General features: G+C 44.5%; 24 protein-coding genes. 15 read left to right on the top strand and 9 right to left on the bottom strand.

Features of this window, described 5'->3' with window-relative positions:
* The first annotated feature begins 27 nt into the window (after positions 1 to 27).
* The 7 genes from C7457_RS04790 to C7457_RS04765 all read left to right on the top strand — a co-directional run bounded on the left by C7457_RS04790 (position 28) and on the right by C7457_RS04765 (position 5,437).
* Positions 28 to 276, top strand: a complete 249-nt coding sequence (locus C7457_RS04790; protein WP_121170512.1) for a hypothetical protein — start codon at positions 28 to 30, stop codon at positions 274 to 276.
* On the top strand, positions 260 to 1,036 hold the full coding sequence (locus C7457_RS04785) for an inositol monophosphatase family protein (RefSeq protein WP_121170510.1): 777 nt from the start codon (positions 260 to 262) through the stop codon (positions 1,034 to 1,036). The genes C7457_RS04790 and C7457_RS04785 overlap by 17 nt, the downstream gene beginning before the upstream one ends.
* A gap of 10 nt (positions 1,037 to 1,046) precedes the next feature.
* Positions 1,047 to 1,934, top strand: coding sequence for an Mrp/NBP35 family ATP-binding protein (locus C7457_RS04780; RefSeq protein ID WP_121170508.1), 888 nt, complete (start codon positions 1,047 to 1,049; stop codon positions 1,932 to 1,934).
* Positions 1,912 to 2,064: a hypothetical protein gene (locus C7457_RS08775; protein WP_170137354.1), complete on the top strand. Its 153-nt coding sequence runs from the start codon at positions 1,912 to 1,914 to the stop codon at positions 2,062 to 2,064. The genes C7457_RS04780 and C7457_RS08775 overlap by 23 nt, the downstream gene beginning before the upstream one ends.
* The gene (locus C7457_RS04775; protein ID WP_121170506.1) at positions 2,064 to 2,903 is read left to right on the top strand and encodes a 4Fe-4S binding protein; all 840 of its coding nucleotides are present in this window, start codon (positions 2,064 to 2,066) and stop codon (positions 2,901 to 2,903) included. Before C7457_RS08775 ends, C7457_RS04775 begins: the two co-directional genes overlap by 1 nt.
* A gap of 204 nt (positions 2,904 to 3,107) precedes the next feature.
* Positions 3,108 to 4,670: a lytic transglycosylase domain-containing protein gene (locus tag C7457_RS04770; RefSeq protein ID WP_170137353.1), complete on the top strand. Its 1,563-nt coding sequence runs from the start codon at positions 3,108 to 3,110 to the stop codon at positions 4,668 to 4,670.
* Positions 4,646 to 5,437 (top strand): site-specific integrase, encoded by a 792-nt coding sequence (locus tag C7457_RS04765; RefSeq protein WP_121170502.1) that lies wholly within the window; start codon positions 4,646 to 4,648, stop codon positions 5,435 to 5,437. Before C7457_RS04770 ends, C7457_RS04765 begins: the two co-directional genes overlap by 25 nt.
* Here the strand turns inward: C7457_RS04765 and C7457_RS04760 are convergent.
* The 3 genes from C7457_RS04760 to C7457_RS04750 all read right to left on the bottom strand — a co-directional run bounded on the left by C7457_RS04760 (position 5,406) and on the right by C7457_RS04750 (position 7,299).
* Positions 5,406 to 6,155, bottom strand: a complete 750-nt coding sequence (locus C7457_RS04760; RefSeq protein ID WP_121170500.1) for a segregation and condensation protein A — start codon at positions 6,153 to 6,155, stop codon at positions 5,406 to 5,408. The genes C7457_RS04765 and C7457_RS04760 overlap by 32 nt on opposite strands.
* Complete coding sequence (locus tag C7457_RS04755) at positions 6,156 to 6,560, bottom strand: CBS domain-containing protein (protein WP_121170498.1); 405 nt, start codon at positions 6,558 to 6,560, stop codon at positions 6,156 to 6,158.
* Between the two features lie 85 nt (positions 6,561 to 6,645).
* Positions 6,646 to 7,299 (bottom strand): DUF2155 domain-containing protein, encoded by a 654-nt coding sequence (locus C7457_RS04750; RefSeq protein WP_121170496.1) that lies wholly within the window; start codon positions 7,297 to 7,299, stop codon positions 6,646 to 6,648.
* Between the two features lie 148 nt (positions 7,300 to 7,447).
* Between C7457_RS04750 and C7457_RS04745 the strand changes: the two genes are divergently transcribed.
* From C7457_RS04745 to C7457_RS04730, 4 genes are all read left to right on the top strand, one after another.
* Positions 7,448 to 10,963 (top strand): 4Fe-4S dicluster domain-containing protein, encoded by a 3,516-nt coding sequence (locus tag C7457_RS04745; RefSeq protein WP_121170493.1) that lies wholly within the window; start codon positions 7,448 to 7,450, stop codon positions 10,961 to 10,963.
* 10 nt (positions 10,964 to 10,973) lie between these two features.
* Entirely contained in the window at positions 10,974 to 12,173 is a 1,200-nt protein-coding gene (locus C7457_RS04740; RefSeq protein ID WP_121170491.1) for a porin, read from the top strand.
* Positions 12,174 to 12,185: 12 nt separating this feature from the next.
* Entirely contained in the window at positions 12,186 to 13,103 is a 918-nt protein-coding gene (locus C7457_RS04735; RefSeq protein WP_245939585.1) for a transglutaminase-like domain-containing protein, read from the top strand.
* 109 nt (positions 13,104 to 13,212) lie between these two features.
* Positions 13,213 to 13,569, top strand: a complete 357-nt coding sequence (locus C7457_RS04730; protein ID WP_121170489.1) for a NifB/NifX family molybdenum-iron cluster-binding protein — start codon at positions 13,213 to 13,215, stop codon at positions 13,567 to 13,569.
* On the opposite strand, the gene C7457_RS04725 is transcribed toward C7457_RS04730, so the two are convergent.
* Together C7457_RS04725 and C7457_RS04720 are read right to left on the bottom strand one after the other, a co-directional pair.
* Entirely contained in the window at positions 13,566 to 15,602 is a 2,037-nt protein-coding gene (locus tag C7457_RS04725) for a molybdopterin oxidoreductase family protein (RefSeq protein WP_121170487.1), read from the bottom strand. The genes C7457_RS04730 and C7457_RS04725 overlap by 4 nt on opposite strands.
* A gap of 174 nt (positions 15,603 to 15,776) precedes the next feature.
* On the bottom strand, positions 15,777 to 16,361 hold the full coding sequence (locus C7457_RS04720; protein WP_121170485.1) for a LolA family protein: 585 nt from the start codon (positions 16,359 to 16,361) through the stop codon (positions 15,777 to 15,779).
* Positions 16,362 to 16,413: 52 nt separating this feature from the next.
* Between C7457_RS04720 and rsmD the strand changes: the two genes are divergently transcribed.
* The 4 genes from rsmD to C7457_RS04700 are packed head-to-tail and all read left to right on the top strand — an operon-like array spanning position 16,414 to position 20,507.
* Positions 16,414 to 16,992 (top strand): 16S rRNA (guanine(966)-N(2))-methyltransferase RsmD, encoded by a 579-nt coding sequence (gene rsmD, locus C7457_RS04715; RefSeq protein WP_121170483.1) that lies wholly within the window; start codon positions 16,414 to 16,416, stop codon positions 16,990 to 16,992.
* Entirely contained in the window at positions 16,992 to 17,630 is a 639-nt protein-coding gene (locus C7457_RS04710) for a 6-carboxytetrahydropterin synthase (protein WP_121170481.1), read from the top strand. Before rsmD ends, C7457_RS04710 begins: the two co-directional genes overlap by 1 nt.
* Entirely contained in the window at positions 17,627 to 19,381 is a 1,755-nt protein-coding gene (uvrC, locus tag C7457_RS04705) for an excinuclease ABC subunit UvrC (RefSeq protein ID WP_121170479.1), read from the top strand. Before C7457_RS04710 ends, uvrC begins: the two co-directional genes overlap by 4 nt.
* Positions 19,382 to 19,400: 19 nt before the next feature.
* Positions 19,401 to 20,507: an aminopeptidase gene (locus tag C7457_RS04700; protein WP_121170713.1), complete on the top strand. Its 1,107-nt coding sequence runs from the start codon at positions 19,401 to 19,403 to the stop codon at positions 20,505 to 20,507.
* A 24-nt stretch (positions 20,508 to 20,531) separates the two neighbouring features.
* Here C7457_RS04700 and rplT read toward each other — a convergent pair whose 3' ends face one another.
* From rplT to thrS, 4 genes are read right to left on the bottom strand one after another with little or no spacing between them, the layout of a single operon-like run.
* Positions 20,532 to 20,885: a 50S ribosomal protein L20 gene (gene rplT / locus C7457_RS04695; protein WP_121170477.1), complete on the bottom strand. Its 354-nt coding sequence runs from the start codon at positions 20,883 to 20,885 to the stop codon at positions 20,532 to 20,534.
* A 59-nt stretch (positions 20,886 to 20,944) separates the two neighbouring features.
* Complete coding sequence (gene rpmI, locus C7457_RS04690; protein ID WP_121170475.1) at positions 20,945 to 21,142, bottom strand: 50S ribosomal protein L35; 198 nt, start codon at positions 21,140 to 21,142, stop codon at positions 20,945 to 20,947.
* A 41-nt stretch (positions 21,143 to 21,183) separates the two neighbouring features.
* On the bottom strand, positions 21,184 to 21,705 hold the full coding sequence (infC, locus tag C7457_RS04685) for a translation initiation factor IF-3 (protein ID WP_121170473.1): 522 nt from the start codon (positions 21,703 to 21,705) through the stop codon (positions 21,184 to 21,186).
* 16 nt (positions 21,706 to 21,721) lie between these two features.
* A complete protein-coding gene (thrS, locus tag C7457_RS04680) occupies positions 21,722 to 23,698 on the bottom strand; it encodes a threonine--tRNA ligase (RefSeq protein ID WP_121170471.1) in 1,977 nt (658 codons plus the stop codon).
* Positions 23,699 to 23,714: the final 16 nt, after the last annotated feature.

Here is a 23,714-nt window from a genome sequence, read left to right as displayed (position 1 = left end):
AAATAATCTGACCCTTGAGGGAAGCTAATGCTTTCAGAAGAGTTCATCGCTGCTGTTGAGAGAGTTTTTACGTTGAAGGGATTTGATTTAAACGTTGAGTTTAGAGACGTTGAGTCTTGGGACGAAGCGATTTTCTTTACAAAAAGTTTGATTTCGGAAAAGGGCGTTAATTACGTCTCTTACCACCATACTTTTAAAGTTGAGTTCTTAATTGAAAACGGGAATTTAATTTCCCTCACATTTAAGCCTGGAGGTTTTTATGGAGACGCCTATTGATGTTGCCCTAAGAGCTTCCGAAAGGGCTGCAGAGGTCCTCCTTGACTACTTCGGAAGGGTTAGGGAAGTAGAGCTTAAAGCTAGGAATGACTATGTAACTGAGGCTGACAAACAATCAGAAATGATTATTATTAAGACGATACGGGAGGTTTTCCCCCAACACACTATAGTTGCTGAGGAGAGCGGAGGTTTTACAGGTGAAGGAGACTGGAAGTGGTACGTTGACCCCCTTGATGGTACGAAGAACTTCATTCACGGACTTCCTATGTTCTGCGTTTCAATAGGAATTGAATATAAGGGTCAGCTGGTAGGGGCAGTTATAAACTCTCCCATTCTAAATGAGGTTTTTGTTGCTGAAAGGGGAGAAGGCGCTTACTGTAACGGCCAGAGGTTAAGGGTAAGTAAGAGGAAGTTCTCCGAAGCCCTTATAGCTACAGGCTTTCCCTTTAGGGGGAAAGAGTACCTAGACAGTTATCTGAGTTGTTTTAAGGATGTCTTTTTAAAGGTTTCAGGCTTGAGGAGGTGCGGTTCTGCTGCCCTTGACCTTGCCTATACTGCAAAGGGAGTTTTTGACGGCTTTTGGGAGATGTCTTTAAAGCCGTGGGACATAGCTGCTGGAGCCCTCTTAATTGAGGAGGCAGGAGGAGTGGTTTCTGACTTTTTAGGTCAAGATAACTACCTTGAGAGCGGAAACATCGTTGGAGCTTCTCCTGAAACTTACAAAGAGCTCTTAAAAATAGTTCAAAAGCACCTCACCTAAGGAGGAAGAGATGGCATACGATGAGAAGAAGTGTGAAGGGTGTCCCCATGCAGACGCCTGTAAGACAGCCCAAGACCCGCTTGATGTAAAGCTTACCTGTAACCTATCAAAGATTAAGCACAGGATAGGAGTTCTGAGCGGTAAGGGTGGAGTCGGAAAGACTACTGTGGCAACGAACCTTGCAGCAGAGCTTGCAAAGAGGGGTTATAAAGTAGGCCTCCTTGATGCAGACATTCACGGACCGAACGTTGCTAAGATGTTTGGAGCAGAGGGACAGAGGCTGTTTGCCGATCCCAACAGCCAGACCATTAAGCCCTTTATTCCCCTTGGAATGCCCAACTTAAAGATAGTTTCAATGGCTTTCCTCCTTGAAAATCCAGACCAGCCTGTTGTGTGGAGAGGCCCTCTGAAGCACCAGGCTATAAAGCAGTTTTTAGCTGAAATTGACTGGGGAGACCTTGACTTTCTGATAGTTGACCTTCCGCCGGGAACGGGAGATGAGGCTCTAAGCGTTGCTCAGCTTATTAAGCCGATGGACGGCTTTGTTATAGTCACAACTCCTCAGGAAGTTTCACTTCTTGATACCCGTAAGTCTATCAGCTTTGCCAAGATGTTAAACGTACCGGTTCTCGGTATAGTTGAGAACATGAGCGGTTTGATCTGTCCCCACTGCGGTAAGGAGATAGACCTGTTTAAGGTAGGGGGCGGTGAAAAGGCGGCTAAGGAGCTTGGAATTCCGTTCCTCGGAAGAGTCCCGATTGAGCCTTCCGTTGTTGAAGCTGGAGATGAAGGCGTTCCCATCGTAATAGCTCACCCTGAAAGCGCTTCTGCTAAAGCCCTTATAGAGATTACGGATAGGCTGTTAGAGGAGATAGGTGAGACTGCCAAGGCTAACTAGGAAGACTTTTGCTGCGGGGGCTCTCCTGCTCTCGCTCTTTTTAATACTACTTGGAATTTATAGGGACGAACTGAGGATTATCTACAACAACGGGAAAATCCTTTGTCTTACGTGTATAGGGATTAAGTAATGTTGAAGGTTCCCTTCTTTAAAAACAGGAGACTCTACCAGTTTTTAACTGGCCTTCTTGCAAACCTTCCCCTTTACAACTTCATAACTGCAAGGCTCTATACCGGTAAATTAAAGTCCTTTCCCTTCCCCATAATGAACTGCTACGCATGTCCTGCTTCCCTTTACTCCTGTCCTATTGGAACTATTTCCCACTTTTTAGTAATTAGTAAAGTTCCCCTGTTTACGCTGGGGATTATTTCGGCAGTTTCGGCCTCCTTTGGAAGGTGGATCTGCGGTTGGGTCTGTCCCTTTGGCCTTATTCAGGACCTTTTAAACAGAGTTCCCTCTGTTAAGTTTGACCTTCCAAAGCCTTTTGTTTACCTAAAGTATTTAATGCTTCTCTTTGGAGTTATCCTCCTTCCTTTCCTCTTTAAGGAGCACTACTTCTGTATGGTATGTCCTACCGGAACTTTGGAGGCTGGTATCTACTGGGTTGCAGTAAGCTCGGCAATTTTGAATATGGCAGGTCCGTTTTTCCTCTTTAAACTTGCCTTTGGAAGTATGTTCCTCTACGGTTCTATCTTTATAAAGAGGCCCTTCTGCAGGTACGTCTGTCCCTTGGGAGCTCTCTTTTCCCTCTTTAACAAGCTCAGCATAGTTGATTTCTCTGTTGAAAGGGAAAAGTGTATAGAGTGTAACCTCTGTAAGAAGGCCTGTCCGGTTAACTACCCGATTTATGAAGACCCAAACTCTCCGGCCTGTTTAAGGTGCCTAAACTGTGTTAGGGTGTGTCCTGTAGTTAAGGTAAATAATCCCCTTTTAAGTGCTATCAAATTGGGTAAGGAGAAAGAGAGTTAACTCAACTCTCAGGTTTTCCTTCCGATAATTGAACTGAAATTCCCCTCAAGCCCCACAGCAAGCCGTTTTCGGCCGCATTAGGCGGTCAGATAGCCCCCTTTTCGGGGGTCCTTTCCTGGTATAATCCGATTCATGAAGTATTTAACGTTCCTTTTCTTATTTTTCTTTAACTTTAACGCCGTAGCTCTTACTCTAAAGCAGGCCTTGGAGTTTGAAAGGGCTCTAAAAGAAGGAGCCTGTAGCCAAGTTATCTTTAAAGAGCTTACCGAAACTGAGCTTAAAGAGCCCTTTTTACTCCTCTACTCTGAAGACTGTTTAAGTAGAGGAAGCTACAGTTTAGCGGCAAAGGCTAAAGGAGTTAAAAATTTATACGGTAAGTTGAATGTAGCCCTTTCCCTTAGAAAGGTAGGGAGGGAAGGAGAGGCTGAAGAAATCTTAAAAGAAGTCTTCTCCTTTGCTGATGCTCCTTCTGAAGATATTCTTTCGCTTAACCTTAAAGAATCCTCCTTCCTTTTTGAGCCAAAGGTTTTAAGAAAGAAAGTTTGGCTCCTTGCCTCTCAAAGGAATACCGATGAAGCTCTCTTCTACCTTTCTTATTTAAGGGGTGACCCTTACTATTTTTACCTGCTAGGTTATACCTACATGAAAGCAGGTAGAAGGGATACAGCAGAGAGTTTTTTCAAGCTCTCAAGCGTTCCAAAGAGGTTTTTCTACCTCCTCTTCCTATCAAAGGAGCCGGTTGAAAAGTTAAACTACTTTAAACAACTCCTTGATTCTCCTGTTCCTTTAGCAGTTAAAAGGAGAGCTTCAGTTTACATGCTTGACTACCTCTTTATGAAAGACTTAGGGCTTTTCAGGAGCGCTCTCTCTTTAGTGTCTAACCGTAAAGGACTAAAGGACATTTATACCTACTTTAAAGATAGGTACTCAATCTTTACTAAAGGCTGTAAAGCGAAAATTTCAAATTCGGTGCCCCAGAGGTGGTGGAAAGTTGCCTGCAGCGGGAGAGGGGAGCTCCCAAAGAGAATTAACTTCTACTCCCTCATGTTGAACCCTCCTAAAAAGTTTCCTTTTGACAAGGAGGAGGTTTTTAAGAGTTTTAAGCTTACCGATCCGGGGTTAAACTACCTGTACTCAAAGGGCTACTGCCAAGTTTTAACTCTGATAGAGGAAAAGACTCCCCAAACAGCGCTACTCATGAACCTCTGTGGAGATTACAGAAAGGGTATTAAGTTTGCATCTCCTTTTAGAGGGAAAATAGGAAGGTATCCCTACCTCCTTGCAGTTCTCTATCCAAAACCTCCTCTCTTTAAAGATGACCTTATTTCCCTCTCTATTGCTCGTCAGGAAAGCCTCTTTGAGCCGAGGGCCCTTTCAAGGAGCGGTGCCCGGGGGCTTATGCAGATAATGCCTTTAACTGGAAGGTACATAGCCAAAAAACTAAAAAGGGAAGACTACGATAAATCAATGCTCTTTGACCCAGAACTTAACTACAGGTTTGGTTCTTACTACATCCACTCTCTGCTAAAGAAGTTTAAGCTCTTCCCCCTTGCTGCCGCTGGCTACAACGGCGGGCCTGCTAGGGTTAGCAAGGCCTTAAAGCTCTTCGGTAAAATTAAAACACCCTCAGATTTAGTAATTTTCACGGACGTTTACCTACCCTTTGCCGAGACGAGGGATTACGTTAAAAGAACTGCAGTTAACCTTTACTTCTACTCAAACCTTTACGGAGAGGGGGAGGAATGGAGGACTTTCTTAAGGCCTTAGTCGAAGAGGGGTATAAGCCTAATACGATAGATACTTACAAAAGGGTTTTAAGGTACTTTGATGCCTTCTTAACCCTCTATAACTACGACCTCGTTAACTTCAGTGAAGATAAGCTCTACGGTTACTTTTCAGGCCGTTATAGGACGGAAAAGAGCTTTAGAACTGCTATGTCTGCGATTCAGCACTACTTAAAGTTTAAGGGAATAAAGAGGAGGTTAAAGTTTGTACCTCCTGAAACCGCGGAGTTTAAAGAGTTTAGACCTGTAAAGGAAGAAGAAATTTCACGCTTTGAGGAAGAAGTTAAAAAATTAAGGAGTAAAGAACTTCAAACAGCTCTACTTTTAATGCTTTACCTAGGCCTCTCTCCTGCAGAAATTGGTAAACTGAAGGTTAGTTCCTACAGTACCTTTATGGGAATACCGGTTCTTCAGGAAGGAAAGATTAAGCGGTTTGTGATTGAAGGTAAAGTTAGGGAGAAGCTTGAATCTATAAAGGAGGAAAAGTTACCAATCTCCCCTCTTCTAAACGTTAGGCCTGAAACTGTAAAAGTAACTTTTCACAGGCTTTTAAAGAAGTTAGGGTTTGGCTTTAAAGTTGCAGACCTTAAAGATACCTACGTGGCTAAACTCCTTAAGATGGGCCTGCCCATTGATATAGTAGTTGAGTTTTCCGGTAGAAGCCTTGAAAGGGTCTCCTACATAAACAGGATTTTAAACCTTCAGAGTAAAGCCGAAGTTATTGAGAGGAGTTTAAAAGGGAAAGATTAAGTACTTTTAACTCTTCCCTCTTTAGGGGAACTACTCTGCTTATAAAGATTTCCTCTCCATCTGTAAAGGTTGATGCCTCTCCGAGTTTGCAGAGTTCAAGGACTGCTAAGAAGTAGGTTATGGCTTCTAGTTTGCACGAGCTTTTCTCTATAAAGCTACTGAACTTTAGGAGGTAGTTTTTCTTTAAAAGAGCTCTTATCTCCTCTGCTTTATCTGAGATCTTAAAGTTTTCACTTGATAGCTTGAGCCCAACCTTTATCTTTGGTTTAAACTTTCTTTCAAGGACTTCCTTAAACGCCCTCTTTAGGTCATCTACAGTATTTGCAATCTTTACCTTTTCCTGAAACTGAAAGATTAGGTCTGAAGGATCGTGGGGAAGGTACTTTAAAGCTCTATCCTCTAACTTTTCAAGTTCAGCAGCAGCCCTTTTAGATTTTAAGTACTCCTCAATTATCTGAACCAGCTCCTTCCTCGGGTCTTCTTCATCTTCCCTAGGTATTAGAAATTCAGACTTGATCCTTGCAAGGGTTGCAGCCATTAAGAGGAATTCCGACGCCAGCGGAATGTTCAGCTCCTGCATCGTATAGATGTAGTTCAGGAACTCCTCCGTAATGTCTGCAATGGGAATGTCGTAAATGCTAACTTCTCTCTTCTTTATCAGGTAAATCAGAAGCTCAAGAGGTCCTTCAAAGACGGGAGTCTCTACCTTTACTTCCATTTAACCCCTTATTGCAGAAATGAGATTCGCGAACTCTGTGGTTAGAAGCTCCATCACGTCATCAACGGATATTAGTCCAACTAACCTTCCATCTTTATCAACTACTATTAAACGCCTTACTGCTGCATCTCGGAAGGTCTTTGTGAGCTCAAAGAAGCTGGCGTCTTCTCTAATCGTTATTGGGTCTTTAGTCATAACTTCCCTTACGGTAGTTTCAGGGCCTTTTCCCTCTCCTACTACCCTTACTGCAATGTCCCTATCGGTTATTATTCCGATGGGTTTATCCCCTTCAATTACGACTAGAGCTCCTATAAGCTTGTCCTGCATTCTCTTTGCAGCCAACTTTACAGTGTCATCTGGTTCAATTACTACTACTTTTCTCTTTATTAGGTCTTTTACAGGCATCTCTCCCTCCAGTTTACGTTCTAACCTTTAATTTAGGGCTTTTGGAGGGAGGTTGTAAAGAAAGGGGCGGACCGGCCCCTTTTAGTTATTCCTTTGAAATTCCTTTCAGGATAATTTCATACCTTGGATGATTTACGTTGTACATGTGAGGGAACTTCTGGTAGATAGGACCTGCATATATAGTCTTTCCGTTCTCTTTAACTTCAACTAGGATTGCAGGGTTTTGTGGTTCGTTTGTAGCCGATGTGTAACCGCTGTCAAGGACTAGGTGAGGAACAACGTATAGGACTTTAATTTCAAGTCCTTTAAAGCTTATAGTTTCTCCGCTTTTAACCTTTACCTCTTTGGCTACTTTTCCGGAGGTTTTATCAACTATGTCAATTGTTGCACTCTTCCATGTTTTTTGAACTTCCTCTGGGATGTTAATTGGTCTGTCAAAGTGGGTTAAGTTTTTACCGCTGTGCATTGCCATTAACTCTTTCTGCCCTCCGATTGGAGGATGGCCTTCAGGCATGTTTTTGATTGGCGGATGTCCTTCAGGAAGGTTCTTATTTATGGGTGGATGTCCCGGAGGGAGTTGTGACTTATCCTCTTTAGCAAGTTCCGTTAATGGTTTTGGTTCTATGGCTTTTGAACTCTCTTCCTTCTTTGGAGTAGTCTCTGAACTTTTACCGCACGCAGTTAATGTTGTTCCCGATAAAGCTAAAATTAGCGCAAGGGCAAGGCTCTCTTTCCTCATCGCACTCTCCTTAGGTTTATTTAGCTCTCAATTGTAGCAGAAATCAAGTTATAGGATCGTTTATATTTGCCGTCAATTTCTATAGAAATTTTGAATAACATGTATAGTTCTTTAAAATGCCTTTAAACCTTAGGGAGGTTCTATTCTTATGGAGAGGCGGGAATTCCTCAAAGTAGCCGGGTTAACCCTTTTAGTTGGTGCCGGTGTTAGAGTAAAGACTGGAGAGGGAGGGGAGCTCTTTAAGCCGGTTCTCATTTTTGACCAGGGAAAGTGTATGGGCTGTAAGGCCTGTATGGCTGCCTGCCAGCTTGAGCACGGCCTTAACGAAACTCCGGAGGTAAACCTGTTCTGGATTAAAGAGGAGGAAGTCGGCCGCTATCCTAAGGCAAAGCTAGTCTTCAGTCAGGAGAGTATATGTAAACAGTGTTTTGACCACCCGTGCGTTTCTGCGTGTCCCTTTAACGCGATAGAGGTTAAGGAGGGGGGAGTTGTAGTTATTAAAGAGGAAAAGTGTACAGGGTGTGAAAAGTGCGTTCCTGTCTGCCCCTTTGGTGGGATAGTCATTGATAGAGGAGACAAGGCTAGAAAGTGCGATATGTGTTTTGAAAGGAGTATAAAGGGTGGAGATATTCCAAGGTGCGTTTCAGTCTGCCCCAGCGGAGCTCTAATCTTCGGTAATCTCTATAGGCCTACAGGTCCCCTTAAGGAGCTCCTTAAGTCAAGGCCTGAAGTTAGGAGAGCTCTCTTAAAATCCCACCATGCAGAGATCGTTCCTGAGGTTGAGGAAGTTAACCCTTACTCCTACCCTGAGACTAAAAAACCTGAAGGGGATAGGATTGTTAACACCGTTTGCCTTGCCTGTAACGCCCGCTGTGGGTTGAGGGTTACCGTTAAAGGCGGAAAGCTCGTTCAGGTTGACGGTAACCCTTACCACCCTTATAACCGTTCTGGTAGAGAGATACCCTACGAAATTCCTTTGAGGGAGAGCTTTAAAGCGGTCGCCACCACCTGCGCAAAGCCTCAGATGGACAACGACTACGTCTTTAACCCCTACAGAATTACTCAGCCTTTAAAGAGAGCAGGGAAGAGGGGAGAGGGTAAGTTTAAGCCTATAAGCTGGGAGCAACTGATAAGAGAGGTTTCTGAAGGGGGATACCTCTTTAAAGAAATAGAGGACGAGCGCTACTACCCTGGAATTAAGGACGTTCTCTCAGATGAACCAGTTGATCCAGAAGCTCCTGAGCTTGGCCCTAAGAGGAATCAACTCGTATGGTTTACAGGGCGTTCTCAGGCAGGAAGGAGCCACTTTATAAAGAGGTGGGTCTTTAAAGCTATCGGCTCAAAGAACTACATAGCTCATACAGACATCTGCGGAATCGGTTTTAGGATGGGCAACTATGCCCTCTCTGACGGTAAGCAGGTTGAGTTTAAGGCAGACTACTGGAACTCAAAGTACATGCTGGTTTTCGGTTCAAACATCTACTCTGCTCAACAGCCTGGAGTTAACACTTCAGGGGCAATAATTGCAAGGAGGATTTCTTCGGGAGAGCTTAAACTGGTTTTAGTTGACCCTAGAGCTCCAAAAGCCGTAGCCCATGCCCACAGGTGGCTTCCAATTAAGCCTACAAAGGACGGTGCCCTTGCTATGGGTATTATAAGGGTGATGCTTGAAAATGGGTGGTACGACAAAGACTTCCTTACAATTCCTAACATGGAGGCAGCCCAAAGAGCTGGAAGGAACGTCTATACAAACTCAACCTACTTGGTGATCGTTGATGAAAAACACCCAGAAGCTGGAAAGTTCTTAAGGGTTAAGGATTTAGCCATTAAAGGCAATCCCGATGAGGAAGTTGTTATAGATCCTGAAACTAAAAAGCCCGTTCCGGCAACTTCAGTTGAAAGGGCAACCTTAGAGTGGGAAGGAGAGCTGAACGGGATTAAAGTAAAGACCGCCTTTAGCCTTATGAAAGAGAGCGTGTTTAAAAATCCCCTCTCCTTTTACGCTGAAGAGTCCGGAATAGATGAGAAGACTATTGAGGAAGTTGCTAAGGAGTTCTGGGAGCACTCTCCTTACGCTGTTGCTTACGCCTACCACGGAGGAGGAAACTACGTAGGGGGAACTTACGCAAGCTATGCTCTTGCTATGCTTAACGCTTTAGTAGGAAACATCAATAGGAAAGGGGGATACCTCTGTAGGGGAAAGGGAGCTGCAAGCTGGCAAAATGGCCTTTACGACCTTAAGGACTTCCCGGGGGCTAAGAAGCCCAGAGGAGTTAAGATATCAAGGGAGAAAGCTCGCTACGAGGATACTACAGAGTTTAAAAAGAGAGGTTATCCCTCAAAGCTTCCCTGGTTCCCCTTTACTAAAGGTGGACTTTCGGTTTCTGCAATTTCGGGAATTGACCAGAAGTACCCTTACCCCGTTAAGGTAGTTATTACCTACTTCTCAGACCTTATCTACAGTATGCCGGGAGGTAGGCGGTTCATTGAAACTTTATCCGATCCAGATAAAGTTCCCCTCTACATCTCTGTAGACGTTACGATAAACGAGACCAACGTTTTCGCAGACTATATAGTCCCCGATGTTACATACCTTGAAGGGCACTACGGATTCCTAACACCCCACGCTCCCGCCTGTCAGTTTACTGCTGTAAGAACTCCCGTTCTTGAACCTTTAGTCGGCAAGACAAAAGATGGAAGGCCTTTCTGCCTTGAAACTTTCCTAATAGACGTTGCCACCTACCTAAAACTTCCTGGATACGGAGAGAGGGCAATCCCGGGTAAAGACGGGAAACTATATCCCCTGGTTAGACCTGAGGACTACTACCTGAGGGGAATTTCAAACCTTGCCCATAACGCTAAGGTTAGGAGAGCTCCCAAAGAGGAAGTGGAGTTTGTGGAGAAGAACTACCCAGTTTCAAAGTATAAGGACATACTCTCTAAGGAAGAGTGGAAAAAGGTCTGCACGGTTCTTGTTAGGGGCGGAGTCTTTAAGCCCGTTGATAGCGTCTTTGATGAGAAGGGTAACTTTAAGTTTGGAATTCCTAAAGTCTGCATCTGGAACGAAAGGCTTGGAACTAGCAGGAACTCCTTGACAGGTCAGAGGAACTGGGGAACTCTCAAGTACTACAAGTCAACAACTTACTTTGGAAAACCAGTTGAAGAGGTCGATAGAGATTATCCTTTTGTCGTTATTACCCACAAATCAGCCCTTCACACCCAGTCAAGGACTATCGTTTACAACCAGGCACTCGTATATGAGCCCGACTTCCACCTTAAAATTAACCCTGAAGATGCAGATAAGCTCGGCCTTAAAGATGGAGATAGAGTAAAGGTTTACTCAGCTTCCTCCCCTGAGGGAGTTATTACGAAGGTTAAGGTTACAAACCTTATTAGGCCTGGAACTGTTGCCTACTCCCACCACTTTGGACACTGGCAACACGGAGCTTCCCCAGTTTACATAGAAAAAGCAGAGGAAGTTCTCCTCGGTGGTAGTAAAGTAGCAAAGGGTAACTGGACGAAGGTGAACCCTAAAAGGGGAGTAGGGATAACTATGAATAGAATTACCAGACTTGATCCTCAGCTTTATAATCTTCCCCTAGTTGAGCCTATTGCTGGAATACCCGATTTCTCAAGTACGAGGGTAAGGATAGAGAAGGTTTAGGAGGTGAGTTATGAGGAAGGCCTTGTTGATCCTAACGGCGATTGCCCTAGTCTCCCCTTCCTACGGAGGAGAAATTTCAAACCAGGAGATTTTAAAGAAGATTCAGGAGCTTGAGGAAAAAGTTGAGAGGTTGGAGAGGGAGAACAGGGAGCTCCGCTCCCTACTTTCAAAGAGTAAAGGAATTGTTTCTCCTGCTAGGAAAGAGGATACCCAGCTGAAAGTTGGTGGAAGGGTCCTCTTTAGGTTTTCCCAGACTCAGGACTTAGAGGAAGCCGGAGGGAAGTCAATCTACGGGGATCCCGGAAACGGCTTTACAGTTAGGAAGGCAAGGCTCTTTGTTAGCGGTAAAGTGGACAATGACTTTAAGTACAAAATTCAGATAAGGGCAGATAGGGGTTCAAGTGTAGAGCTCTGGGATGCCTTTGTAACCTACACTCCTTCCTCACTTCCCCTTTCGGTTAAAGTCGGTCAGTTTAAAGTTCCCCTATCGATGAGTTACCTTAAGAGCGGAACCAAACTAGCTCTTCCTGAAAGACCCGTTGCAGTTAATAAAATTGCTCCGGTCTGGAGGGACGTTGGAGTAGAAGTTAACTATGAACCGTTTGAAGGTTATAAGCTCGTTGGAGCCGTTCTAAACGGTGAAGGCTGGACTAACAAGGACAAAATCTACAACAAGGATAAGAAGTACGCTTACGTTCTGGCCCTTGAGGGAAGGCCTGTAGATACTCCTTCATACCTACTAAAGTTCAGAATAGGTTATGAGACCGGAACCGATTCTTCATCAAAGCTCATCTACTCAAAGTACGGGGCAAGGTCTGTAAAGCGCCGTCTTCTGGACTTTGAGGCTGCTTTAAGTCTAAAGGATTACAACTTGACCCTTGAAGGGGGATACCTCTTTGATAACCCAACCGATGCTAAAGGCATCAGTGGAGATTCTGTATCCCTTGGAAATGCAAAGGGTTACTACTTTCAGGTAGATTATGGCTTACCCTTTAATGAAAAAATTCACTTGGTCGGAAGATACTCTTGGGTTGACCCTAACGACGATAGAGATGATAAGTACGACCTATCCTACACGACGGTTGGTGCATACTACCTGATTCACGGCTGGCAGGCTGCAATCAGGACTTCCTATACATTTGCAAATCAGAGGGAGAGCAAGGAGGTTGACGATAACCTCTTTACCACAGAACTCCAGCTACTCTTTTAACCGGAGGAAGAAATGTTTAAAACTTTGATAAAGGCTTTACTCCTTTTAACGGTTGTTTCTACCGCTTCTTTTTCTGCTACCTATCAGGTAAGGGAGGTTGTTGATGTTAAACCTCAGCCAAAGGCTAAACTGGTTGAAGTCTGGATTCCCCTCCCTTACGAAAACGATTGGCAAAAGGTTAAAAACATTAAGGTTTCTTCGCCCTTTACTTTTACAGTTCAAAGGGAAAAAGAGTACGGTAACAGGTTTATCTACGTTAGGCACGAAGGAGCTTTGAGGGAACCGATAAAGATTACCGTTGAATATAGGGTGGAGAGGGAGGAGCTCTCACCTAAAAAGGAAGAGTGTAAACTTCCCCTTCGCTATCTCCTCTCTGACCGCCTTGTTCCCGTTGAGAAGTTTAAGAAGCTCGCACAGGAGATTACTTCCGGTAAGGAGACGGATGTAGAGAAGTTGAGGGCTATCTATGACTACGTTGTTTCCCATATGAAGTACGATAAGAGCGGTAAGGGTTGGGGAAGGGGAGACGCAATCTGGGCCTGTGATGCAAGGAAGGGTAACTGTACAGACTTTCACTCCTTCTTTATAGCCCTTTCAAGGGCTGTTGGGATACCTGCCGTATTTGAGATAGGACTTCCCATAAGTAAGGATGGCCTTGTTAAGGGTTATCACTGTTGGGTAGTTGCCTACCCTAACGGTAAAGTTTTTGGAATAGACGCTTCAGAGGCTTCAAAGCACCCTGAAAAAAGAGATTACTTCTTTGGGCACTTGTGTGACAAGCGTTTTGGTATAACAAGGGGAAGGGACATCCTCCTTTCACCTGCCCAGCATGGAGCGAGGTTAAACTACATATATAAAGCTTACGAAGAGGTTGATCTCTATCCTGCCGACGGCGTTAAAACCTACTACTTCGTTAAGAAACTAAAGTAACAGAGGGAGGAAATTCCTCCCTTCTCTTTGATAGAGATCAATGAGTTCGGAGAAGTTCAAGTTCTAATTTTTAGTGTCCCTGATTAAATCAGTTTACCTTGGAGGTACTATGATTCTGGCGATTCCCGTTGAGGAAAACAGAAATAGAGTTTCCCTCCAGTTTGGTCCGGCACCTGGGTTTGTGCTAGTAGATACTTCAACTGGTGAGAGGAGGTTTGTAGAAAATACTTACTCTTGTGGAGGATGTAAGGAAGGGTGTGGGGAAGGAAAAAATGCTGCTGATCTTTTAGCAGAGGAGGAAGTAGATGCTCTACTGGTTATAAGTATACCTGAGTCCCCTTTAATTAAACTTATGAGGAAAGGCATTGTGGTTTATAAATTACCTTCAAAAGTAGAAACAGTTGAAGAGGCTATAGAGGCCTTTGAGGGAGGAAAGGCTGATGTTCTTTACTTAAGCCATTTTTAGGTTTTGACGATCTTTACTTTTACCGATTTAAATCTGGCAGTTTTTACGAGTTCATCTGCCTCATCCCCAAAGAGCCTATTTATTTCGCTCTTACTGTGGTGGAACGTTGTAAAGAGGGTTCCCCTCTTTATGTGGGGGTTTTCTTCAACGGGGAGAGGGGAGCTCCTTCCGTATTTGCTCTCTAGAATTACTCTCTCTGGATGACCAAGCTTTTCTGCGTCTTCTGGATTCATGTAGAGAACGTCTTCCTGAAAGGTTTTGAACTTCCTTAAGGTAGAGCACCTGTTTGTCTGATTTGCATTGTTGTAGTGGACCAAGTTCCTTCCGGTTGTAAGGTAAAAACTTTCCAACTTCCCCTTTTTAAAGAGCTCCTCTACCATCCCCCTAATTCTGTAGGGGTTAAACTTTAAACTGGCCTTACCGCTTTTTGTTGGAAAGGAATCCTTGTGGAGAATTTCAGTTCCTCCGTTACCTTTCACAGGCCACTGAGGGGCGTTTAAGAAGTTCTCTTCAAGGAGTTTATACGTTGCATCTCCAAACCTAACTGGCGCCTCTTTCCTTAGACTGTTCCAGACATCCTCGCTCTTTTTAAAGCCGAAGTCGTGGCCAAACTCCTTTGAAACTCCTGCTATCACTTCCCAATCATCGGGGAGGGAGCTCTCAAAGAGAGGTTTGGAAAGGTGCATTCTCCTTTCGGCGTTTATGTACACACCAACCTTTTCGTAAGCACTCTTAACCCCAAAAATTACGTCGGCAAACTCTGTTATCCTACAGGGAAAGAGTTCGTTTACCACTAGAAAGTCAATTTTCCTTAGAGCTCTCTCTATCTTATTTAAGTTCGGGTGAACGTGGGCTATATCCTCTCCCATTACCCAGAGGGCCTTTATCTCTCCCCTAAGAGCTCCTTCTATAATGTCGGGAGTCATATAACCTATTTCCTCAGGCTTTTTGTAGTCTGGTAGGTAGTAAGGAAGTACCCCAACGTCGCAGGCTCCTTGAACGTTGTTCTGTCCTCTAAGGGGAATTAGTCCCGTTCCCTCTTTTCCGACATTTCCGGTTAATAGGGCGAGGTTGGCAATTGCCATTACAGATTGACTTCCGTCAATGTGCTCAGTTACTCCAAGTCCCCATAAAAATACAGTTTTCCTCTTTGAAATCTCCTCTGCTAATGAGTAAATCTGTTCTGTTACTCCCTCGTATCCAGGTAGTTTTCTGAAAAGTTCCGGTTTAGTAGTGGGGTCCTTTAGGATTTTTTCTTTAAACTCTTCAAAGTTTGAGATCCTCTTACTAACGAACTCCCTATCGTAAAGGCCTCTTTCAACGATTACCCGTGCCAGAGCATTTAAGAACAGGAGGTTAGATTCAAGAGGTAGGGTTACAGGGTACTTTGCAAACTTAAAGAGTCCGATTTCCCTTACGTCAACTACTGCCAGTGGAGTTCCTTCTCTTGCCTTTTCAATGATTCTGTGGCTAACTATAGGATGGGCTTCAGTAGTGTTTGAGCCAATTACGAAGATGAACTCGGCTCTGTAGATTTCATCAAAGGGAGCAGATGCTGCCCCTTCCCCTACCGTCTCTCTTAAACCTTTTAGGCTGGGGGCGTGGCAAATCCTTGCGCAGTTATCAACGTGTGGTGTTCCAAATACTTCCCTTGCAAACTTTTGGAAGAGATAACCACTTTCACAGCTAGTCCTTGCGCCGCCGATTGCTGCAAGTGACCTCCTTCCGTACCTTTCCTTAATTTCCTTAAGCTTATGAGCGGTAATTTTATAGGCAACTTCGTAGGGGACTTTCCTGAAGTTACCTTTCCACCTTTTAAAATCTTGCGGTTTGTAGTTGAACTCCTTCAGGAGATCTTCCTTGACGAGAGCTCCCTTTATCCTATCAGGGTGGTTGACAAACTGGTAGCCAAACTTACCTTTTATGCACAGCTTTCCTTTACTGACGACTCCATCTTGTAAGGGGACAATTCCTTTACCGTTGAAACCTATCTCGCACCCGACTCCACAGTAGGTGCAGACACTTTTTATCAAGTTAACCTCCGGGTCTGAAACTGTTCGGTAATTTTACAAGTTTGATTCAGTTCGGTCTAATTTATCATGATGCTAATGATAGAATGCTTGAAAATTTTTAATATAGGTAATAAATTAACTTCACCCTCCAGTTCCCATGGTACCCTCCTTTGGTTGGCCGCCGAGGCCAACCTTTCAATTACACGGAGTGACTTGGAATAGGTCATCATCTAGGGGGACGTTCTTTTTAATTTCCTCTATCTGGTACTCTCCTTTAGTTCCGTCCTCCTCAACGGTAATAACCTTTTTTAACTTCTTATCTTTAATGATGAAGATTATCTCTTTGAAAAATGCGTCCTTATGGTTGGGGGTTATTCTTACAACTTCCCAACTTTTGTTCTTCTTTAGCTCTTTTACTCTAAAGTCCTCTTTAAACTTTTCTGGGTTATCTATAAGTTCAATTAGAGCAAACACCGGTTGGTCTGCTATCTCTGCTATCTGGCACTCCCCTTCAATGGAGCTCTTTACCAGCTCTCCGTTTGAAACTATCAGAACTTTTGCTCCTTTAGTGTACTCCCACCTGAACTTTAATGGCCTTTTGTAGTAGATTACTCCTTCGTATAGGGAAACTTCATCTCCGGCAACTGGAAGTTTTGTCCTCTGTGAGAAGAGAATTTTTAGGGAGTTAACACCTTTAAATAGGGTGTAGAGCTCCCCTTCCTCTCCGAGGGCCGTTGTAGAGGTTAATATTGAAAGGAAAAGGACAACTAAGAACTTCACACCAACCTCCGTTAGATTAAATTAAGACTTAAACTCCTAAAGAGGTAAAGGTATGCGGGTTGTAGGTGGAAAGTATAGAGGAAGGAAGATTAAATCAATGCCGAAAAGGGAGGACACTAAACTTTTAAGGCCTACAACCGAGAGGGTTAAGGAGTCTGTTTTCTCAATTCTCAACAACTACCTTGAAGATACCAGGTTCCTTGATCTCTTTGCAGGGACGGGAGCCGTTGGAATTGAGGCCTTAAGCAGGGGTGCAGAAAAGGTCGTTTTCGTTGAGAGTGATAGGCGTTTCTGTAAACTCATAAGGGAGAACCTGAAGTCCTTAGGTATTCCTCCTGAAAAGTATGAAATCATCTGTGATGACTTTACAAAAGCCCTTAAGAAGCTGGGAAAAAGGGGAATGAAGTTTGACTTTATCTACGCAGACCCTCCCTACGAAAGGGGTTACTACACGAGGGTTGTCAATATGGTTAAGAACCTTGGGTTACTTGATGAAGATGGCCTTTTAATCCTGGAGGAGCCTAAGAAGAACCCCTTTATACCTGAAGATGAGGAGTGGCTCGTTGAAAAGCGCCACTACGGAACGACTATCGTTAGCTTCTTAAACTTCAATCCTGAAGGAGAGGAGTAATGTTCGTAATTTCTAAGAGTTTTGAGTTTGCCGCAGCCCACTCGGTTCACTCTCAGAGGTTGAATAGGGAGTGGGCGGGTAGCGATTATCCTAAGTGTCGCCGTCTTCCCGGCCACGGCCACAACTATAAGCTTACGGTTTACTTAACGGGGGAGCTCTCTCAAAGTCAAATGGTAACCGACTTTGGTCACCTAAAGTGGTTAAAGGAATTTATTGACGACTGCTTTGACCACAAGCTGATTATCGGAGTGGATGACCCAGCCTTTGAACTCTTCTTTAGCAAGCTGGAGCTCCTTGACGGGAAGGAGATTAAATTTCCTTTTGAGACGAGAATTACCATTGTTGACGAGAACTTTAGGTTAAAGAGCTTTTTTGGACGGTCTCTAACTTTAAGGAAAATTTCCACCTGCAATTTCGTTACCTTCGGAAGTTCTCCTCTCCAGAGTGACCCAATCCTTGACTTCTACCAGAGGCTAGTTGACGGAATTGTCCTCTTTAAAGGTTCTCCGACTTCAGAGAACTTGGCAAGGTTCTTTTACTACTTTGTAAAGGAAAACGTTAAGCCTTTGGGAGTTGACTGTTACAAGGTATCAATAAACGAAACTCCAAACTCATGTGCTTCTTACAGTGAAAGATGAAGGAGAAGTTAGATAAGGTTCCCGAGCTCCCCGGTGTTTACCTCTTTAAGGATAGGAGTGGGAAGGTTCTCTACGTTGGAAAGGCAAAGAACTTAAAGAGCAGGCTTTCAACACATCTAAGTGCAACTAACCCTAACGATAAGAGCTATAGGATAGTAAGGGCTTCCTCCGATTTTGACTTCATAGTTGTAAAGAACGAAAGGGAAGCACTAGCCCTTGAGGCTGAGCTTATAAAGAAGTACTTGCCTCCCTTTAACGTTCTCTTAAAGGACGATAAGAGCTACCCTTATTTAGTGATAACCGAAGAAGAGTATCCTACGGTTAAGCTCGTTAGGAAGAGGGAGGGAGGAATTGGGAGAGAAAAGTTTGGCCCTTTCATACCCCCTAAAAATGCCCGCCGTTTAAAGGAGTTAATCCACAAAGTTTTTAAGCTTAGGAAGTGTAAAGAGCTTAAGAGGAGAGATAAGCCCTGCTTAGAGTACTACATTGAAAGGTGCACTGCTCCCTGTGCGGGAAAGGTAACGAAGGAGGACTATAGGAAGCAGGTTAGGGGAGCTCTCTCCTTTTTAAAGGGCAACGTAAAAGAGCTTATTAGGGAGCTCCACTGTGAAATTGAGAGGGCAGCTGAGAACCTCCAGTTTGAAAGGGCTGCCCTACTGAGGGATCAGCTTATAGCTATAAAGAACGTTTATGAGAGGGGAGCTCTCCTATTTGAGGAGTTTCCAAATGCCGACTTCTTCTACTTGGAAGAAAAGGGAGGTCTCTTCTCTGGGATAAAGCTAACTGTTAGAAACGGAATCCTTTACGGTAAGGAGATTTTTACTTTTGATCCAGTAGACCCCTGGGAGGAGAGTCTCCTTGAGGCTCTCTTTAACTACGGTGAAGAAAGGCTTAACGTTGACGTTATCGGAACAATTTGGCTAAAGAACACCTATTCAGAAAACCCTCCGCCGGAAAAGGTTGTTGCCAATTTCACCTCCCTTGAGCCTTCAATAAGGACCGAGCTCTTTCCAAATGAGCTCCTTTCCCTCGTTAAAAGGAACAGGGAACCTGTTAGTTACAACCTATCCTTAAAGGCGGTATCTGAGGAGTTTGAAAGGGTTTTCCTTGACTCTTTTCCCAGCAGAATTGAGTGTTTTGACATTTCTACCCTTCAGGGACGCGGGACTGTAGGTTCCTGCGTAGTTTGGGAAAGTGGAAGGTTCGTTAAGAGTAACTATAGGCGCTACAGGGTTAAGACCGTTAAAGGGGTTAACGACTACGCCTCAATGGAGGAAGTTTTAAGGAGAAGGTTTAAGAGAATTAAATCTGGTGAGGTAAAGCCTCCAGACCTTGCGCTTATTGATGGTGGAGTAGGCCAGCTTAACGTTGCTTTGAAAGTTAGAGACGAACTTGGACTTAACTTTAGAGTTTTCTCCCTTGCAAAGAGGGAGGAGACTATATTTACAGACGACGGGGAGGTTGTTCCACTTAAGAACTACCCACACCTCTTTAGGCTCTTTACTTCAATAAGAGACGAAGCTCACAGGTTTGCAATTTCCTACAATAGGAAGGTTAGAACTAAGGAGATGCTAAAGAGTCCCTTTGACGGTATTAAGGGGCTGGGGGTAAAGAGGAGGGAGCTCCTAAACAGGTTTTATCCCGACCCAAGGGAGCTTGCCCTCATCACTCCTGAGGAGCTTGTAAAGATTGGAATACCAATGAAGGTTGCTAAAGAAGTTATTGAGAGGGCCAAGGAAATCTTTAATTGAACGGAGGTGGGATGTGGGTATGTGGGACTGGAAGGATGAAGAGGTAAAGAGGGGGGTGAGGAAGGTCCTTAAGCAGAACCTTTGCTGTGGAAGGGATGATAAACTTGCCATTTTGACAGATACCTATAAGGAGAGGGTTGGGGAGCTCCTCTTCTGGGAGGCTACTAACCTAAATATTCCGGTTTTTCACCATACCTACCAGCCAACTGGAAGGCACGGCCTTGAGCCCCCTGAGAGCGTCTGGAGGGCAGTTTTCGGTCAGGAGTTCGTTGAAGAGGTTAAAGAGAAGGGGCTCTTTGAGAGGATTTTAAAGAAGGAGCTCTCGTCATCAGACGAACTTGAGGTAAAGGAGATACTCCTTGAAACAACTTCTCCAAATCAACTTCCAACTGCCGTAATAGCCGTTAACCAACACTCAATCTCCCATACCCTATTTAGGGAACTCTGTTCAGAGTTCCTCTCAATTCGATTTGCAAGTATGCCCCTCTTTGAACCCTTTATGTTCTATACCTCTTTACAGGCAAACTGGAACTTAGTTTCAAGGCGTTCTATAGAAATTGCCTCTCTCCTAACAGATTCAGTCTCTGCCCGTATTACCTGTCCCCTTGGAACAGATTTAAAGTTTTCCTTAGACGGAAGGGAAGGGCTTGCTGATACGGGGAAAATCTGTTCTCCGGGGGATTTTGGAAACCTTCCTGCAGGGGAAGCCTTTGTAGCTCCTGTTGAAGGAACTGCAGAGGGCGTTTTCGTAACCCGTTACGCTCCAGATAGGGAGCTTAAATCTCCAGTTAAGTTTATAGTTGAGTCTGGAAGGGTAAGGGAAGCTCTTGGGGAGGACGATTTCTCAACCTTCATCAATTCCTTGATCCATAAGGAGAGAAACGCAGATAACGTTGCAGAGTTTGGAGTTGGAACCAACGAAAGGGCTAAGGTTAAGACTAACATCTTAGAGGCTGAGAAGATCTTAGGAACCTGTCACATAGCCCTTGGAGATAACAGCTCCTTTGGGGGGAAGGTAAAGGCGAACCTCCACATAGACCTTTTAATTGAAAGGCCGACAGTTATCCTTGAGCTGAAGAACGGAAGGGATTTCGTTTTAATGGAGGACGGAGAGCTAAAAGTTTAAAGGGGGCAAAAGCCCCCAATTGACTTAAGCAGAAAGGGCTGCCTTTGCCTTTTCTACAACTGCTTTAAAGGCTTCAGGGTCCCTTACAGCGAGGTCTGCAAGTATTTTCCTGTCAAGCTCAATTCCAGCCTTCTTAAGACCGTGAATAAACCTGCTGTAGTTGAGTCCAAGGGGCCTTACTGCAGCGTTAATCCTCGTAATCCAAAGTCTCCTAAAGTCCCTCTTCTTCGTTCTCCTGTGCTCGTAGGCGTAAAAGAGGGACTTCATTACTGCAATTTTCATCGTCCTGTAGAGCCTTGAACGACCTCCAAAGTAACCCTTTGTCAGCTTCTTAAGCTTCTTCCTTCTCTTCCTTCTTGGGCTGTACTTGACCCTCATCTTCTACCTCCTTTTTAGCTTTGCAGGCGCCCTTTAAAGGGTCTTTAAGCCTGCTCAAGCTACATGTAGATGACCAGCTGTTTGTAGTTTGCTGCCTGAGCTCCTTCTAGATACTTGGCCTTCTTAAGCCTTCTCTTCCTTCTCCTGTTCTTCTTTGTCAAGAGGTGGCTCTTGTTAGGGGACCAGTGCTTTATTTTCCCCTTTGCCGTAACTTTTACCCTCTTGGCGGCAGACCTACGGGTCTTTATCTTGGGCATCTTAAGCCTCCTTTGGGTTTTAAACGGGTTGGAATTATAAGCTATTTTTTCTTAGGTGCAAGTATCATTATCATGTCTCTGCCTTCTTTCTTGGGCTTTTTCTCCATCTCTGCAATATCCTGAACAGCTTCGTATATCTTCATGAGCTGGGCTTCTCCAATCTCAACATGTGCCTGCTCCCTTCCTCTAAACATAACGACAGCCTTTACCTTGTTCCCCTTCTCAAGGAACTTTCTCGTCTGTTTTATCCTTACCTGGAGGTCGTGTTCGTCGGTTTTCGGGCGGACCTTTACAGTTTTGACTTCAACCGTTTTCTGCTTCTTCTTTGCTTCGTGCATCTTCTTTTGCATCTGGTACTTGTACTTTCCAAAGTCCATAATACGGCAAACCGGAGGTTTTGCGTTAGGAGAGACCTCCACCAGGTCAAGCCCCTTTTCCCTGGCAATTTCAAGGGCTTTATAGGTAGGCATTACTCCGAGTTTTGTTCCGTCTTCATCAATAACGAGAACTTCCCTTGCTCTGATTCTCTCGTTTACCCTCGTTTGTTCAAGCTTCTTACTAATGGCTTACCTCCTCCAATTAGCGTTTTTCTTTTATTTCAGTTTGGATTTTATCCAAAAACTCTTCTATTGTCATGGTTCCAAGTTCCCCTTCTCTCTTTGATCTGACTGAAACCGTTCCATTTTCCATCTCTTTAGCTCCCACGATAAGCATGTAGGGGATTTTCTGGGTTTCAGCTTTCCTGATTTTATAGCCGACCTTTGCGCTTTCGTCGTCAAGTTTTACCCTTACTCCGGCGTCCTTTAACTTTCTGTAGACCTGCTCTGCGTAATCAAGGAACTTGTCGCTAACAGGGATAACTACAACCTGAACAGGTGCAAGCCAGGTTGGGAAGAGGCCTGCGTAGTGTTCTATGAGGAGGCCGATAAATCTTTCTATACTTCCCATTATTGCCCTGTGGACCATAACCGGACGCTTCTTCTGTCCGTCCCTGTCTACGTAGGTTAGGTCAAACCTCTCTGGAAGGTTAAAGTCAACCTGAATCGTTGGGCCGTCCCACTTCCTTCCAATTGCGTCTAAGACGGCTATGTCAATCTTTGGCCCGTAGAAGGCCCCATCTCCCTCAACTATGTTGTACTCAAATCCCCTCTCTTCGAGGGCGTCTATTAGGGCCTTTGTTGCATGCTCCCAGGCCTCATCACTTCCTATGTACTTTTCTGGCTTTGTTCCTATGTTGATTATGTAGTCAAGGTTGAATATTCTAAGGAGCTCCAGTATGTAGTCCATTACGCCTTGAATTTCCTCTTTGAGCTGGTCGGGGCGACAGAAGATATGGCCGTCGTCCTGTGTGAAGCCCCTGACCCTCAGTAAACCGTGGAGGGAACCGCTCTTTTCGTACCTGTAAACTGTTCCGAGCTCAAAGAAGCGGATTGGGAGCTCCCTGTGGCTCCTGGGTTGGGATTTGTATATGAGGATGTGGCCAGGGCAGTTCATTGGCTTTACTGCGTACCAGTGGGCCTTTTCAATTTCCTCACAGGTTAGAGGAACTTCCTCGTTTCCAAGTCTCTCCTCTTCATTGTGCTCAACCACTGGAACGAAGAACATGTTTTCCCTGTAGAAGTTGTAGTGGCCGGAGATTTTCCAGAGGTCTGCCTTCATTATGTGGGGAGTGTAGATCCTCTGGTATCCCCTCTTCCTGTGCTCCTCCTCAACCCACTTCTCTATTTCCTGCCTGATTACGGCGCCGTTTGGATGCCAGAAGACGAGTCCGGGGCCGGCCTCCTCGTAAATTCCAAAAAGGTCAAGCTGTTTACCTATAACCCTGTGGTCCCTCTTCTTTGCTTCCTCTAAGCGTTTTAGGTACTCTTTAAGCTGACTCTTCTTCCAGAATGCGGTTCCGTAGATCCTCTGGAGCATCTTGTTCCTTGAGTCGCCCCTCCAGTAGGCGCCGGCAGTTGATAGGAGCTTAAAGGCCTTTACTTGTCCGGCGTTCTCAACGTGAGGCCCCCTACAAAGGTCAAAGAAGTCCTCTCCGAGCCAGTAGATTGAGATTTCCTCTCCTTCAGGAATTGATTCTAAGAGCTCCAGTTTATACTGGTCACCTTTAAAGAGCTCCCTAGCCCTTTCCCTGCTTATCGCTTCTCTCCTAAAGGGCTCTTTTTCCTTTACTATCCTCTCCATCTCCCTCTCTATCTTCTCTAGGTCTTCTTGGGAGATGGTCTCGGGAAGGTCAAAGTCGTAGTAGAAGCCCTCCTCAGTTGCCGGGCCTATACCCAGTTTAACTTTCTCCTTTCCGTAGAGGTTCTTGACGGCCTTTGCTAGAATGTGAGCTGTACTGTGCCTTAGTATTTCAAGGCTTTCAGGGTCTTTAGGAGTTAGTATCCTTATCTCTCCACTTTCCTTAATAGGAGTGTGGAGGTCAACGATCTGGCCGTTAAAGACCGCTCCTACTGCGTTCTTTTCAAGGCTTTTTGATATCTTTGAAGCGATTTCCTTTACAGTTACAGGCCTGTCAAACTCTAGAGTACTTCCATCAGGTAACTTTATCTCAATCATTTCCCTTTGCTCCTTC

It is taken from the genome of Thermovibrio guaymasensis (assembly GCF_003633715.1).
Lineage (GTDB): Bacteria > Aquificota > Aquificia > Desulfurobacteriales > Desulfurobacteriaceae > Thermovibrio > Thermovibrio guaymasensis.
Note: the sequence above shows the minus strand (reverse complement) of the source record. Positions and strands in the feature narration are given on the sequence as shown.

Coding starts and splice junctions, on each gene's coding strand:
- C7457_RS04790 (WP_121170512.1), top strand. CDS start 28: ATGCTTTCAGAAGAGTTCATCGCTGCTGTTGAGAGAGTTTTTACGTTG.
- C7457_RS04785 (WP_121170510.1), top strand. CDS start 260: ATGGAGACGCCTATTGATGTTGCCCTAAGAGCTTCCGAAAGGGCTGCA.
- C7457_RS04780 (WP_121170508.1), top strand. CDS start 1,047: ATGGCATACGATGAGAAGAAGTGTGAAGGGTGTCCCCATGCAGACGCC.
- C7457_RS04775 (WP_121170506.1), top strand. CDS start 2,064: ATGTTGAAGGTTCCCTTCTTTAAAAACAGGAGACTCTACCAGTTTTTA.
- C7457_RS04765 (WP_121170502.1), top strand. CDS start 4,646: ATGGAGGACTTTCTTAAGGCCTTAGTCGAAGAGGGGTATAAGCCTAAT.
- C7457_RS04760 (WP_121170500.1), bottom strand. CDS start 6,155: ATGGAAGTAAAGGTAGAGACTCCCGTCTTTGAAGGACCTCTTGAGCTT.
- C7457_RS04755 (WP_121170498.1), bottom strand. CDS start 6,560: ATGCCTGTAAAAGACCTAATAAAGAGAAAAGTAGTAGTAATTGAACCA.
- C7457_RS04750 (WP_121170496.1), bottom strand. CDS start 7,299: ATGAGGAAAGAGAGCCTTGCCCTTGCGCTAATTTTAGCTTTATCGGGA.
- C7457_RS04745 (WP_121170493.1), top strand. CDS start 7,448: ATGGAGAGGCGGGAATTCCTCAAAGTAGCCGGGTTAACCCTTTTAGTT.
- C7457_RS04740 (WP_121170491.1), top strand. CDS start 10,974: ATGAGGAAGGCCTTGTTGATCCTAACGGCGATTGCCCTAGTCTCCCCT.
- C7457_RS04735 (WP_245939585.1), top strand. CDS start 12,186: ATGTTTAAAACTTTGATAAAGGCTTTACTCCTTTTAACGGTTGTTTCT.
- C7457_RS04730 (WP_121170489.1), top strand. CDS start 13,213: ATGATTCTGGCGATTCCCGTTGAGGAAAACAGAAATAGAGTTTCCCTC.
- rsmD (WP_121170483.1), top strand. CDS start 16,414: ATGCGGGTTGTAGGTGGAAAGTATAGAGGAAGGAAGATTAAATCAATG.
- C7457_RS04710 (WP_121170481.1), top strand. CDS start 16,992: ATGTTCGTAATTTCTAAGAGTTTTGAGTTTGCCGCAGCCCACTCGGTT.
- uvrC (WP_121170479.1), top strand. CDS start 17,627: ATGAAGGAGAAGTTAGATAAGGTTCCCGAGCTCCCCGGTGTTTACCTC.
- C7457_RS04700 (WP_121170713.1), top strand. CDS start 19,401: ATGTGGGACTGGAAGGATGAAGAGGTAAAGAGGGGGGTGAGGAAGGTC.
- rplT (WP_121170477.1), bottom strand. CDS start 20,885: ATGAGGGTCAAGTACAGCCCAAGAAGGAAGAGAAGGAAGAAGCTTAAG.
- rpmI (WP_121170475.1), bottom strand. CDS start 21,142: ATGCCCAAGATAAAGACCCGTAGGTCTGCCGCCAAGAGGGTAAAAGTT.
- thrS (WP_121170471.1), bottom strand. CDS start 23,698: ATGATTGAGATAAAGTTACCTGATGGAAGTACTCTAGAGTTTGACAGG.